Origin of the sequence: Pseudomonas sp. B10 (assembly GCF_900156235.1) — a bacterium.
GTDB classification, from domain to species: Bacteria; Pseudomonadota; Gammaproteobacteria; order Pseudomonadales; family Pseudomonadaceae; genus Aquipseudomonas; species Aquipseudomonas siliginis.
Map to the genome: position 1 here is coordinate 2,829,954 of NZ_LT707063.1, position 13,914 is coordinate 2,843,867.

Annotated in this window: 14 protein-coding genes; 10 read left to right on the forward strand and 4 right to left on the reverse strand. The window is 61.5% G+C overall.

Going from position 1 to position 13,914, the window contains the following annotated elements:
- Nucleotides 1-87: 87 nt before the first annotated feature.
- Nucleotides 88-2,190, reverse strand: a complete 2,103-nt coding sequence (locus tag BXA01_RS12785) for a mechanosensitive ion channel family protein (protein WP_076564310.1) — start codon at nt 2,188-2,190, stop codon at nt 88-90.
- Between the two features lie 291 nt (nt 2,191-2,481).
- Here BXA01_RS12785 and BXA01_RS12790 point away from each other — a divergent pair, with 291 nt between their 5' ends.
- The 4 genes from BXA01_RS12790 to BXA01_RS12805 are packed head-to-tail and all read left to right on the forward strand — an operon-like array spanning nt 2,482 to nt 6,456.
- The gene (locus BXA01_RS12790) at nt 2,482-3,408 is read left to right on the forward strand and encodes a DUF72 domain-containing protein (RefSeq protein ID WP_076564311.1); all 927 of its coding nucleotides are present in this window, start codon (nt 2,482-2,484) and stop codon (nt 3,406-3,408) included.
- Nucleotides 3,405-4,202 (forward strand): endonuclease/exonuclease/phosphatase family protein, encoded by a 798-nt coding sequence (locus BXA01_RS12795; protein WP_076564312.1) that lies wholly within the window; start codon nt 3,405-3,407, stop codon nt 4,200-4,202. Before BXA01_RS12790 ends, BXA01_RS12795 begins: the two co-directional genes overlap by 4 nt.
- Entirely contained in the window at nt 4,199-5,473 is a 1,275-nt protein-coding gene (gene clsB, locus BXA01_RS12800) for a cardiolipin synthase ClsB (protein ID WP_016772961.1), read from the forward strand. Before BXA01_RS12795 ends, clsB begins: the two co-directional genes overlap by 4 nt.
- Nucleotides 5,470-6,456, forward strand: coding sequence for a lysylphosphatidylglycerol synthase domain-containing protein (locus BXA01_RS12805; protein WP_024014510.1), 987 nt, complete (start codon nt 5,470-5,472; stop codon nt 6,454-6,456). The genes clsB and BXA01_RS12805 overlap by 4 nt, the downstream gene beginning before the upstream one ends.
- Nucleotides 6,457-6,567: 111 nt before the next feature.
- Here BXA01_RS12805 and BXA01_RS12810 read toward each other — a convergent pair whose 3' ends face one another.
- The 3 genes from BXA01_RS12810 to BXA01_RS12820 all read right to left on the reverse strand — a co-directional run bounded on the left by BXA01_RS12810 (nt 6,568) and on the right by BXA01_RS12820 (nt 9,704).
- Complete coding sequence (locus BXA01_RS12810) at nt 6,568-7,326, reverse strand: alpha/beta hydrolase family protein (RefSeq protein ID WP_076564313.1); 759 nt, start codon at nt 7,324-7,326, stop codon at nt 6,568-6,570.
- Nucleotides 7,316-8,425, reverse strand: coding sequence for a DUF3182 family protein (locus BXA01_RS12815; protein WP_076564314.1), 1,110 nt, complete (start codon nt 8,423-8,425; stop codon nt 7,316-7,318). Before BXA01_RS12815 ends, BXA01_RS12810 begins: the two co-directional genes overlap by 11 nt.
- 298 nt (nt 8,426-8,723) lie before the next feature.
- Entirely contained in the window at nt 8,724-9,704 is a 981-nt protein-coding gene (locus BXA01_RS12820; protein WP_076564315.1) for a GlxA family transcriptional regulator, read from the reverse strand.
- A gap of 101 nt (nt 9,705-9,805) precedes the next feature.
- Between BXA01_RS12820 and BXA01_RS12825 the strand changes: the two genes are divergently transcribed.
- The 6 genes from BXA01_RS12825 (at nt 9,806) to BXA01_RS12850 (ending at nt 13,913) form a co-directional block, all read left to right on the forward strand.
- Nucleotides 9,806-10,360: a cysteine hydrolase family protein gene (locus tag BXA01_RS12825; protein WP_076564316.1), complete on the forward strand. Its 555-nt coding sequence runs from the start codon at nt 9,806-9,808 to the stop codon at nt 10,358-10,360.
- A 230-nt stretch (nt 10,361-10,590) separates the two neighbouring features.
- Entirely contained in the window at nt 10,591-11,172 is a 582-nt protein-coding gene (locus tag BXA01_RS12830; RefSeq protein WP_408005061.1) for a YjfI family protein, read from the forward strand.
- A gap of 17 nt (nt 11,173-11,189) precedes the next feature.
- The gene (locus BXA01_RS12835) at nt 11,190-11,888 is read left to right on the forward strand and encodes a PspA/IM30 family protein (protein WP_041477670.1); all 699 of its coding nucleotides are present in this window, start codon (nt 11,190-11,192) and stop codon (nt 11,886-11,888) included.
- A 210-nt stretch (nt 11,889-12,098) separates the two neighbouring features.
- Nucleotides 12,099-12,749: a DUF2491 family protein gene (locus BXA01_RS12840; protein ID WP_076564318.1), complete on the forward strand. Its 651-nt coding sequence runs from the start codon at nt 12,099-12,101 to the stop codon at nt 12,747-12,749.
- Nucleotides 12,750-12,764: 15 nt separating this feature from the next.
- Nucleotides 12,765-13,190 carry a DUF350 domain-containing protein gene (locus BXA01_RS12845; RefSeq protein WP_016772952.1) on the forward strand — a complete coding sequence of 142 codons (426 nt, stop codon included), beginning with the start codon at nt 12,765-12,767 and terminating at the stop codon, nt 13,188-13,190.
- 18 nt (nt 13,191-13,208) lie between these two features.
- A complete protein-coding gene (locus tag BXA01_RS12850) occupies nt 13,209-13,913 on the forward strand; it encodes a DUF1190 domain-containing protein (protein ID WP_076564319.1) in 705 nt (234 codons plus the stop codon).
- The last annotated feature ends 1 nt before the right edge of the window (nt 13,914 follow it).

Below are 13,914 nucleotides of genomic sequence, written 5' to 3' on the forward strand. Positions count from 1 at the left end.
TCCCACAGGGTTCTGCGGCGTACACAAAACCAATGTGGGAGCGGGCTTGCCCGCGATGAGGCCGGGACATGCAACGCAAAATTCAGATCAGGTCCGCGACTCCTGCGGCACCTCACCCGCAACCACCGCCCCCTCCTCATGGCGCTTCGGCAACAGCACCTGCTGTGGATAAGTCTGCGCAAAATGCACATTCGGTGTGTTATCCACAAGCTTCTTCAAGCGCTGGTTGAACGCGCGGCTCACCGCATATTGGCCACCGGACACCGTGCGGAATTGCGCCGTCAACACCACGCCGTTCAAGTCCATCTTGTCCACGCCAAACACATCCAGCGGCCCTTGCAGGTTGTACTTGAGGAACGGGTCTTCGCGGATCGAATCGCCGGCCTCGCGGATCAGCTCGATGGCCTTGTCGACGTCGGTGTCGTAAGTGAACTGCACCGAGAAAAATGCGAAGGCGAACTGGCGTGACTGGTTGGTCACAGCCTTGATCTGGCCGAACGGCACCGAGTGCACAAAACCCTTGCCGTCGCGCAGGCGCAAGGTGCGAATGGTCAGGCCTTCCACGGTGCCAGCGTGGCCGGAATCGAGCACCACCCAGTCGCCGATCGACAGGGTGTCTTCGATGATGATGAACAACCCGGTGATGACGTCCTGCACCAGTTGCTGCGAACCGAAACCGATCGCCAGACCGACCACGCCCGCACCGGCCAGTAGCGGCGCGACGTTGATGCCGAGGTTGGCCATGGTGGTAATCGCGCAGATCACCACGAGGATGATTTTGATCGCATTGCGCAGCAGCGGCAGGATGGTTTTCACCCGCGTGCTCGGCTGGCGTGCCGCGCGTTTGCTCAGCGGCGGTTTCAGTGCTTCCTGAATCGCCGTGTCGAGCACCACCCACAGCAGCCACGTCACCAGGAAGATCAGACCAATGCTGCTCAAGGCGTTGCTGATCGCCCGGCCGACCGTGCTGCTCTGGGCGAAATCGAGCAACGACACGCCCCAGATCCGCCCGAGAATATCGATGAATACAATCGCCATGACGATCCGCAGCAACGCATGCAACAGGCTGAGAAAACGTTCCTTGTAGGCACTGCTGCGCTGGATCGCCTCGGCTTTGCGCGACTTGAACAGGTGCTGCAACACCGTGCTGAGAAACACCGTGGCGATCAGCAGCACGGTGGTGAACAAGGCACAGCGCAGGGCTTTCTGATTGTCCTCGCCAATGCCGATCAGGCTGACTGCCGAGACCAGCACCATCAGCACGATCGGCCAGTACCACAGCCCGGAAAATATCCGCAGCGATTCCTGCAGCGACGGTTGTTTCAAACGCTGGGCCAGCGGGCGATTGCGGATCAGATGTGCCACCGGCCGGCGCAGGCGAATCACCAGCAAACCGAAAATCACCGAGGCGATCAGCCCGGTGAACACGGCGATGCTGCTGGTGATATTGCCGCCCAATTGCCGGGCGATCTGCGGGCTGGTCAGGGCATCGCTGAGGGCGGCGAGAAAGCCGATCAGGAACAGCGGACGCGGGCAGTATTCACGGATGATTCGCGCGGCGGCGCGCTTGTGGCCGACATTGAACATCACCACCACGCACAACAACATCGAGGTGGAAAAAATGCCGCTGCTGGTGGCATAGGCCAGACACAGCGCCAGCGCACGGCCCACCGAAGCTTGCAGAAAATGGCTGACATACAGCGTCAGCGGCAGGCAGATCAGCGCCGGCACCGTGTAAGGCAGCACGTAGCCGAGGAGATCCTGACTGCGCTGGCGGGTGCGCAACCAGCGACCTTCACGCAGACGCTTTGCCAGCAGACTGCCGAGCACGGTGAGCAGGGCAAAACTGCCCAGCCACACTCCCGATAACGTGAGGAAATCCCCGGCCACGCTCCAGCCCGAGCGGTTCGACGGTTGCTTGACCAGCCGATCGACCTCATCCGCCGCGCGGTCAGCACGCAGCCGCCAGGCATCGACCAAGTGTTCGTTGAGATCGAGTTTTTCCTGCACATCGTCGATGCTCGTACTGATCGCCCCGAGCAGACCGCCCTGCACCAGCGGTTCCGGTTCGGCAGGTTTTTCCGCCGTATCGGCGGCAGCCGGAACGCCCGGTAGCGCGGCGGCTTGCGATGTGTTGACGCCCAAGCACAGCAGCGCTCCCAGCAGAATGGCGATCCTGAAATTGCGCAAAGCTCCGATCTCCCGTGGCTGACCCTGGTAAGGAACTGATCGGTAATTGCGCGGCAAGTTCAGCGACCAGAGCCACACACATCCCCTGTGGGAGCGAGCCTGCTCGCGAAAGCGCTGGGACAGTCGATGGATCGTCTACTGACAGTCCGTATTCACGAGCAGGCTCGCTCCCACAATGGATCGGCGGCAATTGCCAATCGCGACCGCCCGTAACACCACCGAAACTTTCCCGCCCCCGCCGCAGTCATCACAGAACATCGGCAACACGAGGACTTTCTACGGGAGGATGGGATGGCGACGATTCACATCGGTATTTCAGGCTGGCGCTACGCCCCGTGGCGCGGGGATTTCTACCCGAAGGGACTGGCGCAGAAGCGCGAATTGCAGTTCGCCTCCCGCGCGGTCAACAGCATCGAAATCAATGGATCGTTCTACGCCCTGCAACGCCCTGAACGTTACGCCCAGTGGTACGCCGAAACCCCTGATGACTTCGTGTTCAGCGTGAAGGCGCCGCGCTTCATCACCCACGTGCGCCGTTTGCGCGAAATCGAAAAACCGCTGGCGAATTTCTTTGCCTCGGGCGTGTTGGAGCTGAAGGAAAAACTCGGGCCGATCCTCTGGCAGTTTCCGCCGAACTTCAAGTTCGATGCCGAGCGTTTCGACCAGTTTCTCGCGCAACTGCCCCACGACACCCAAGCCGCAGCCGCCCTCGCCCGCCAGCACGACTCGCATCTGCCCGGCCACGCCAGCATCAAAGCCTGGCGCAAGAAGCCACTGCGCCATGCCGTGGAAATCCGTCACGAGAGCTTTATCGACCCGGAGTTCGTGCGCCTGCTCAAGCGCCATAACACCGCGCTGGTGGTCGCCGACACCGCCGGCAAATGGCCGTACCGCGAAGACCTCACCAGCGACTTCGTCTATCTGCGCCTGCACGGCGCCGAAGAGCTCTACGCCAGCGGTTATTCCGAACAAGCGCTCAAGCGCTGGGCCGAGCGCATCGACGCCTGGCATCACGGTAAACAGCCAGAGGACGCCCACCTGATAGCCCCACGCCTGAAACCCCGCGCCCGCAAATCCCGCGAAGTGTTCTGCTACTTCGACAACGACATCAAAGTCCGCGCGCCCTACGACGCACGCAACTTGTTGCAGCGCTTCGACCTCGACAAAGACCTCGCCACAACTCCCGGGCAAGTCGCGGCAGAAGGAGTTCTGTCATGAGTATTCCCGAACCGGTCGGTTTCACCGACGAAGGCTCCGTGGTTGCGCCCTCGGTGCGCACTTTCACCGTACTGACGGTCAACACTCACAAGGGTTTCACTGCGCTGAACCGGCGTTTCATTCTGCCGGAGCTGCGTGAAGCGGTGCGCAGCGTCGCCGCCGACATGGTGTTTCTGCAGGAAGTGCACGGCACGCACGAGCAGCATCCGAAACGCTACGACAACTGGCCGACGATGCCGCAATACGAATTTCTCGCAGACAGCCTCTGGCCGCAATTCGCCTACGGGCGCAACGCCGTGTACCCGGCGGGCGATCACGGCAATGCGCTGTTGTCGAAATTCCAGATCATCCGCCACGACAACCTCGACGTGTCGATCAGCGGCCATGAAAACCGTGGCCTGCTGCATTGCGTGCTGCGCCTGCCTGGCGACGGCACCGAAGTGCACGCGATCTGCGTGCACCTTGGCCTGCGCGAGAGCCACCGCAACGCGCAACTGGATCTGCTGATGCAACGCCTCGCCGAATTGCCCGCCGACGCCCCGGTGATCGTCGCTGGCGACTTCAACGACTGGCGGCAGCGCGCCGATGCGCAGCTCAAGCCCTGTGGCCTGCGCGAAGTGTTCGCCGAGCAGTACGGCAAACCCGCGCGCAGTTTTCCCGCGCGGCTGCCAGCGCTACGACTCGACCGCATCTACGTACGCAACCTCAAGGCCAGCCGGCCGAAAGTTTTGACCAACCGGCCCTGGTCCCACCTTTCCGACCACGCACCGTTATCGGTGGAGATTGAACTATGAACAGTGCGCCACTGGAAAAATCCGCCGTCGACCCGGTCCCGTTGAACCCGCCGGTGCGCGAGCCCGGCCACGTTGACGTCGAGTATCAATGGCACAGCAACAACCGCGTAGAGCTGCTGGAGAACGGCGAGGAGTATTTCCCCCGCGTGTTCGAAGCGATGCGCGCAGCCAAGAGCGAGATCCTGCTGGAGACCTTCATCGTCTTCGAAGACAAGGTCGGCGCCGAGTTGCAGCAGATCCTCATCGAAGCCGCCCAGCGCGGCGTGCGCACCACGGTCAGCCTCGACGGCTTCGGCTGTGGCGAGCTGAGCACCGGCTATCTGTCGGCCTTGAGCGATGCCGGCGTGCATCTGCAGATCTTCGATCCGGCGCCAAAGCATTTGGGCATCCGCACCAACTGGTTCCGCCGCTTGCACCGCAAGATCGTAGTGGTCGATGGTTTGATCGCGTTCATTGGCGGGATCAATTTTTCCGGCGATCACCTGGCCGATTTCGGCCCCGAAGCCAAGCAGGATTACTCGGTGGAGATCCAGGGCCCGGTGGTCGCCGATATCCATCACTTCGCCCTGCTGCAAAGCGGTCGCCCCGGGCGCGCGCGGTTCTGGTGGCAGCGCCGGCGCCAGCGTCTGGAGGAAATGGCCTTCACCGACCACGACGGCCAGGTGCGCCTGGTGTTCCGCGATAACGATCAACACAACACCGATATCGAAGACGTGTATTTGCAGGTGCTGCGCAAGGCCAAGCGCCGGGTAATCATCGCCAACGCCTACTTCTTTCCCGGCTACCGTTTGCTGCGCGAAATCCGCAACGCCGCCCGCCGTGGCGTCGAGGTGCGGCTGATCCTGCAAGGCCAGCCGGACATGCTCGTGGCGAAACTGGCGGCGCGCATGACCTACGATTATCTGTTGCGCGCCGGCGTGCAGATTCACGAATACTGCCAGCGCCCGCTGCACGGCAAGGTCGCGCTGGTCGACGATGACTGGAGCACCGTGGGCTCAAGCAATCTCGACCCGCTGAGCCTGTCGCTGAATCTGGAAGCCAACGTACTGATCCGCGACCGCGCGTTCAATCAGCACCTGTACGAACGCCTCGAAGACCTCAGCCAGAACCACTGCAAGGCCATGGACGCCAAACTGTTGCCGCGTGGGCGTATCTGGCACATGACCGTCGGTTTTCTGGTGTTCCACTTCCTGCGGCACTTCCCGGCCATGGCCGGTTGGCTGCCGGCGCATAAACCGCGTCTGAAGCCTTTCCGAGGTGCGCGTCCATGAGTCATTCCGAAGTGCACTCCGATAGCCATTCGGCACAAGCGGCGCCGTCGAAATGGAGCCGCTGGAAACGCCCGCTTACCATCCTGTTTTTCCTCGCGCTGATCGTCCTGCTGACGATGTTCGCCACCCGCATCGAATGGGCCGAGGTGCTGGAGACCCTCGCCGATTTCAAGGTGCGCACGCTGATCATCGCCGCCAGCCTGACCCTGCTGAGCTTTTTGGTGTACGCCAGTTTCGACCTGATCGGCCGCACTTACATTCGTCAAGATCTGACGTGGAAGCAGATCCTGCCGGTGGGCATCATCAGCTACGCCTTCAATCTCAATCTCAGCGCCTGGGTTGGCGGCATCGCCATGCGCTATCGCCTGTATTCGCGGCTGGGCGTGAGCAAAGGCAACATTGCCAAGATTCTCGGCCTGAGCCTGGCAACCAACTGGTTCGGCTACATGACCATCGCAGGCGTAGTGTTCAGCAGCGGTCTGGTGACGATGCCACCGGGCTGGAAACTCAGCAGTTCGGCCTTGCAACTGGTCGGTGTGTTATTGCTGCTGGTCAGCGCCGGCTATCTGGCGGCGTGTCAGTTTTCCAAGCGCCGCGAGTGGTCGATACGCGGCGTGGAAATCAACCTGCCGTCGCTGCGCATGGCCGTGCTGCAATTGCTTTTGGGCGCGCTGAACTGGTCGCTGATGGCGGCGGTGATCTTCACTCTGCTGCCAAGCAAACTGGATTATCCGCTGGTGCTCGGCGTGCTGTTGATCAGCGCGATTGCCGGGGTCATCACGCATATTCCGGCGGGGCTGGGGGTGCTGGAGGCGGTGTTTGTGGCGCTGCTGCAGCACGAGGCATCGCGCGGCAGTCTGGTCGCGGGATTGCTGGCATATCGGGCGATTTATTTTCTGCTGCCGCTGTTGATTACGGTGGTGATGTATCTGGTGGTGGAAGCGAAGGCCAAGGCGTTGCGGATCGAGAAGAAACCTTCCTGACCATGCATTGCTGCGGATGGCCCTTTCGCGAGCAGGCTCGCTCCCACAGTTGAAATGCGTTCAACCTGTGGGAGCGAGCCAGCTCGCGAAGGGGCCGGTACATGCGAAACATCATCTGGATTGGATAATGCTCAACCGCTCCCCCACCACCATCTCGGTAATCCAGTCCACCAGAATCGAGGTGTAGGCCTGCTGCGAAACCGGATCGCTCAATGCGTGATCCGCGCCATCGATGATCCGGTGCGTCAACGAGTGAGTCTGCTGACATGCGGCGCGGTAACTCATGATCGTCGCGTGGGGCACGAAATCGTCGGTTTCCGATTCCACCAACAGCACGTCGCCAGTGAATCGCGAGCAGGCATGCAGGGCGCGATTGCTGTCGGCGCGCACTAGCGTATTGCGATAATCGCGCAGGTCGGCCTTGTCCAGATCGCGTTTGGGCGTGTGCCATTGCTCGTCGCGGTACAGCGCCGGCACGCGCAGCGCCAGCCAGCGCACCGGGCGCAGTGACGTCAGGATCGAGGCCAGATAGCCGCCATAACTGGTGCCGACCACGGCGATCGCCGAAGTGTCGAGGGCTGGGTGCGCCAGCAAGCGATCGTAGGCCGCCAGCAAATCACGCAGATTGTCTTCACGGGTCACCCGGGTCAGCGGAATTCCGGTGCCGCCGGTGTGACCGCGCAGGTCGAAGGTCAGGCAAACGCAACCCAGGCCGGCGATACCTTTGGCCCGCTCCAGATCACGTTCCTGACTGCCGCCCCAACCGTGAACAAACAACACCCCCGGAACTTTCGATTTGGGACTGAGAAAAGTCCCGCTCATCTGTTCGTCATCAATGTCGATTTGAATGCTTTCGCTTCTAGCCGTCATAGGATTGGACCGTCACATATTTGAGAAGAAACGCGCTGTTTTCCGCCGGGCCGCGATAGACCTCGATGGCGTCCGCCGGCAGCGCCTGATCGATGTAGGTTTCCACCGACGACACGCGAATCGCGCGCATCTGTGGATCGTTGACGAAGCTTTGCAGCGCCGCCACTTCGGCGCTGCTGGCACCGCCCATGCGCCAGGATTGTTCGAGCACGCCGCTGCGCGGGTTGCCGCTGGCGTCGAGGCCTTGGGCGATATCGTAATTGCGCCGCGAGGCGAAGAAGCGCGGGTAAGCTTCGTTGGCGGCACTGTCGAAGACCTGCGCCTGCTCGATGGCCAGACGCACATCGTCAGGCAGATCCAGCTCGAGCAATTGGTCATAGCCGCCCTGCACCACCAGCAGATTCGAACCGCCGTAGACCTCTTCGCCCAGGCCGTCCTCGGTCAAGTATTGATCACCGCAGTAGCTCAACACTTGGCCGCCGATGAACGACTGGCCGACGCTGTGGGTGACGACGTTGCTCAAGTCCTGCTCCAGCACTACGCCGTCCTTGAACAGATTTTGCGCCTCGGGCCGCGCGAGGATCTCATCGAACGCGTCGAGGCTTGTGATCACTTCCTGACCACGACCGGCGCAAGCGTGAACCGGCTTCAAGCGGATCGGCCCGGCGTACAGCAGATGTTCGGCGGCGGGCCGTGCATCTTCCAGGGCAAATACGCTGAGACCGTCGAGCACAACGTTGCGCACCCGCTCCGAGAACAGCGGCGACCAGCCCTGCGGCGCGTGCGCCAGATGACTGCGCAAACCGTGGCTGATGGCTTTGGTGCAGATGAAATCGTATTCGACGTAACCGCCCCACAAATCATCGGGGCCGTTGATGCCCAGCGCTTGCGCGTGGGCGGCGCCGACGATGGTCTGCGTTGGCAGCAGATACAGCTCGCGGCCCTGATGTTTGGCCGGATCGTAACTGCCGCCGAATTTGCAGCCGAGAATCTGCGCCAGCCAACGCGCCAGTGCCTTGTTGGTCTCGATTTCATGTTGCGGCGCCTCGGCACGCACCGAATGGGCCACGACGATTTTGTTGCTGGGTGTCGGGGTCATGCGTTCCCCTTGCATCAGTCGATGGGTTCACTCAGGGAAATTGCAGAGATCAGGCCAATCAACGATCCCCACGAACCGCCCGATAATCGGGAGTTTGCCGTGACTGTGCTGGCATCACGCCTGTTTCAAACTGCACGACAGCGGGCAAAATTCCGGCAAATTGCACGATCCGTGGTCCCGTGCAAAAACCTGTGGGAGCTGGCTTGCCAGCGATGGCGGTGGATCAGTCACCTGTTTTGCAACTGATTGATCGCATCGCTGGCAAGCCAGCTCCCACAGGGTTACTCCAGTGCCCAGGCTAACGCGTCAGACCAAACCGCCCCCGGTACTCACTCGGCCCCAACCCGGTAATCTTCTTGAAGATCGCACGAAACGCGCCCGGATCCTGATAGCCCACCGTCCAGGCAATGTGGTCGATCGTGCCATTGGTGAACTCGAGCATTTCTCGCGCTTTGCCAACCCGCAGGTGCTGGCAATACTCGGTCGGTTTCAAGCCTGTCGCGGCGCGGAATCGGCGCAGGAAAGTGCGTTCTTCAAGGCCCGCGCGCTCGGCCATCGCGTTCAGCGAAACATCCGTCGCCCCGGTGCTTTGCAGCCAGTGCTGGACCTTGAGAATCGCCGCGTCGCCATGGCTGAGGATCGGTGCGAAATTGCTCCCGCATTCACTGGCGCTGTCGCTGTGTTCCATCACCAGAAAACGCGCGGTCGCGGTGGCGATGCTCGGGCCGAGCAAGCGATCGACCAGGCGCAGTCCCAGTTCCGACCAGGCCATCAGCCCCGCCGTGGTGATCAGGTCACCGTCGTCGACAATCGGCGTGTCGGCCTTCAGTTTGATCTTCGGGTAACGCTCGGCAAAAGCCTGGGCCGAGGTCCAGTGGGTGGTGGCGCTGCGACCGTCGAGCAAGCCGCTTTCGGCGAGCATCAACGAGCCCACGCAAACACCACCAAGGGTTGCGCCGTGCGCATGCTGATCGCGCAGCCATTGCGCAAGACTCGCAGTCATCTGTGCCGCATCGAACCCGCCGAGGGACGGCGGAATCAGCACGGCGAGCAAAGCGTCTTCGGCACCGGGATGACTGTCGTAAACCCGCGTCGGCAACTGCTCGCCCTCGACCTGCCAGTGACTGACCCGCAGCAAGGGCAATTGCACAGCCTGATACTCGGCGGCGATGCGGTTGGCCACGGCGAACAGATCGGTCAGACCGTGCACCGCCGCCAGTTGCGCGCCGGGATAAATCAGCACGCCCAGTTCAGCGGTGGCGGCTCTTTGTGCAGCCATTGTCAGTTTTCCCCTGCCTATTGTCGGTGCGGCCAATCCTCGAATCCTCGGCCAGCGTCAATACTGAGGCCACACCCAATCACCGTCTCGAGGACAATCCCATGGCCAAGCAAGCGCTCATCGTAGTCGATATCCAGAACGACTACTTCCCCCAAGGCAAGTGGCCGCTGGTCGGCGCCGACGCCGCTGCCGACAACGCCGCACGGCTGATCGCTGCCTTTCGCGAAGCGGGCAATCCGGTGGTGCACATTCGGCATGAATTCACCTCCGACGACGCGCCGTTTTTCACTCCCGGCTCCGAGGGCGCGAAACTGCATCCGAAAGTGCTCAACCGCGCCGACGAGCCGGTGGTGCTCAAGCACTTCGTCAACTCGTTCCGTGAAACCGAACTGAAAGCGGTGCTCGACGAACACAGCATCACCGACCTGGTGGTGGTCGGCAGCATGAGCCATATGTGCGTCGATGGCATCACCCGCGCGGCGGCGGACATGGGTTACAGCGTGACCGTGATTCACGATGCCTGCGCCAGCCGTGATCTGGAATTCAACGGCCTGACGGTGCCGGCCGCTCATGTGCACGCAGCATTCATGGCGGCGCTGGGTTTTGCCTATGCCAGCGTGGTATCGACTGAGCAGTTCCTGGGCAGCAACGCCTAGCAACAACTGCGCAATCCCCTGGCCCGCCCCGTTGCGGGCCTTTTTGCGTCTGTCATGAAAATCTCACGCGTGAGTCATTGATGGCACTTTGCATTGGTTGTAGTGTGGCCCACGCGTGAGACGCTCATAACCGGATTCCAGCCATGACAAGCCGCACTCCGACGCCTGCCGCAGCCAGCCCCAAGGGCGAGCGTGGCAAGACGTCAGCGAAAAAACCGTCGAGCTTCTACATGAAGCAGATGCGCGCAGGCCTGGCCGCCGCCGGTTATGTGAAACACGAAACTTGGGTGCTTCCGGAAAACCGAAGCTTGCTCAAGCAAATGGAGCAACAGCTACGCCAACCGATTCTGGCTGGCTCTTTCATGTCGGAGAACTACATGAGCGCAGGCAACAACTGGACCATCGACAGCCTCTTCAATGCCCTCAAGGCGCTGGACGAGGTGGCTTCCCAAGAGATTTCGCTGTCCCTGATCCAGAGCTCCGAACCGAGCATCAAGCTGGAAATGAACGAATTCGGTGGTCTGCCGATTCACATCGCCCTGGCCGGCCAGCAGATCATCGTCGACACCGTGCTGGTGGACATCGATTCGATCAGCAATGTCCAGGCGTTCAACGATGCCGTGCTGCGCAGCCGCGAGATGTTCCCGCTGTCGTCGATCGGAATCGAATCGATGCCGAACGGGCAGACCGTCTACAACATGTTCGGCGCCCTCAGTGCTGATTCGAGCCTGACCAACGTCGTCACCGAGGTGAAAACCCTGGTCGACAACGTGCAGCGCGCCAGCGAAGCCTTCGAACACTTCTTCAAGTAATCAACAGGGAATATCCAATGACTCAGTCCATCTGGAGCAAGTTGTTCACCGCACTGCGCGGCGGCGCCAATGAAGTCGGCGAAGCCATCGCCGACCAGCAGGCCCTGCGCATCCTCGATCAGGAAATCCGCGACGCGGACACCGCGCTGTCCAACGCCCGCCGCGAACTGGTAACGATCATGGCCAAGCACAAACTGGCCGCCGACCGCGTCAGCGAATACGACGCCAAGATTAAGGACCTCGAAGCCAAGGCTGTGGCCGCGTTGAATGCCGGCCGTGAAGACCTGGCGCTGGAAGTGGCCGAAGCGATTTCGACCCTGACCAACGACCTCGCTGCCGAGAAGAAACTCAGCGATGAATTCGGCGCCTACGCCGACAACATGCGCAAAGACATCAGCAAAGCCGAATCGCGGATCAAGAGCCTGCGCCAGCAAGTGGACATGGCCAAGGCCCGCGACAGCGTGCAGAAAGCCCAAGTCAGCGCCTCGATTGCCAGCGGCGGCGCCAACGGCAAACTGGAAACCGCAGTCGGCACCCTGAACCGCCTGCAAGCCAAGCAGCAGCAACGCGCTGCCGAACTGAGCGCAGCGGACGAACTGGCCGACGCCTCCACCGGCAACGATCTGGAACGCAAACTGCGCGACGCCGGCATCACGCCGAACGAAGGCAGCGCCAATGCGATCCTTGAGCGGCTGAAGCAGAAGTCCGCGCAGTAATGACTGATCGGTAACCTGTGGGAGCGAGCCTGCTCGCGAAAGCGTCGTGACAGTCAAAGAATCGAGTGACTGACACACCCCATTCGCGAGCAGGCTCGCTCCCACATGGTTTTGCGGCGTAATTGCCCCTGCTCGTTCACCGCTTCGCCCGTTACACTACCGCCACTTTTTCACCCCCGAACACCTCCACCCGCTTCAAGGAACGTACCCATGGGATGGTTTAAAGACTTGCTCGGCACCAGCAATTGGCAGACCGCTGCGCCAACGACCACCGCCGCCAGCGGTCCGCTGGGCATGGCACAAGGCAAGGGCGTGCGCTTCGACACGACCCTGGCGTTGCTGCTGGAAGGCTCGACGTCGGTGCGGGTGCCATTCGATCAAGCGGTGTGGAGCGCCGGCTGGGTCGACCTCGGTCAGTCCAACAAACTGCATCGCTATTACATGAACGACGAGGATTTCTGGGTGCAGATCCACGTCACCGGCGATGATCAGGTCGAGTCGGTCACCCTGTTCAATTACCTCAGCTATGTAACGGTCAACAGTGACGCCGAACTGCAGCGTCTGGCCGGCCCGAACAGCCTGATCGGTCTGCCGACCTACAATCACGACGGTGTCGAATACAGCCGTGAATGGGGCACCGAGCTGCAGCAGACCGAACTGGTGCCGATGACCGAGCACGTGGTCAATCCGGACGAGTCCTACACCATCAAGCACCACGCCATGCTGTATGCCCGCGACACCGGCCTGACCGATCGCCGCGAACTGCTGCTGTTCTCCGTCGAACAGGACGAAGAAGGCACCGTCAGCCTGAGCACCTCGCTGGGCATCTCGCTGTACACGACTGATTTGAGCGCCATCTAAAAAAGGAAGTTTTTCATGCTGGAAGTCTTGGCCGTTTCCCTGAACAAAACCGCGCTGGTCGGTTTTGTCGTCTACCTGATCGGCGCCGTGTTGCTGTTCATGCTGTTTCAATTCGTCTACACGCGCATCACCGCGCACAAGGAATTCGAGCTGATCCGCGCCGGCAACACTGCCGCCGCCATTGCCCTGTCCGGGGCAATTATCGGTTTCGCGATTCCTGCGAGCAACGTGATCGCCTACTCGGTCAACGTGCTCGACTTCGTCCTCTGGGCGGTCATCGCCGCCGTCGTGCAGCTGTTGGCGTTCGTTGCGACCGGGCTGGTGCTCAAGGGCACGTCCCAGCGCATCGCCAACGGCGAAGTCGCCGCCGGCATCTATGTGGCTGCCGTGGCGATCAGCGTCGGCATGCTCAATGCCGCGTGCATGACCCCGTCCCACTGACCGGCAGGAAGCCTCTCGATGAAACGCAGCAAATACGTGCAATTGTCCCTCGCCGCGTCGGTGGCGATGGCGATTTCCGGTGAAGCAGCGGCGCTGGATCAGCCGCGCAACTTCCAGAGCGTCGAACAGTGTGTCGACGCCGAAGTGGCCGCCGATCTCTGCTCCAGCGCCTACGTCGCCGCCCTGAACGAGCACCGGCGCATCGCCCCGGCCTACACCGACAAGGCCAAGTGCGACGCAGACTTTGCCGCTGGCTGGTGTCAGAAAAATTCCGATGGCCGTTTCGTGCCGAAACTCGGCGGCTTCAAAGTGCCCGGCAATGCCGAGACGCCGCAAGATCTCGATGCCATCGCCAATTCGCAAATGCCCGCGGGCGACACCACCACCACCAGCAGCAGTGCCAGCCACGGCGGCTCGCACTATTCCGGTGGCTCAGGTGGCGGCGGCAATGGCTGGCTGACCGGCTGGCTGATCGGCAACGCAATGAGCAACAACGCCGAACGCACCGTTTACCGTGATCGCGAAACGCGCCAGCCGTACAACACCTCAACGCAGTACCGCCGAGCTGACACAACCTCGCGCAGCCAGTCGGATTACGAGAGCAGCAAGAGCAAACCGGTGAACGTTGCGTCGTCGACTTCGCGCGGCGGCTTCGGCAGTCAGTCCAGCGCCCGCAGCGGTTGGGGTGGCTGGGGCAGCAGTTCCGGACGCTCGAGCAGCTGAC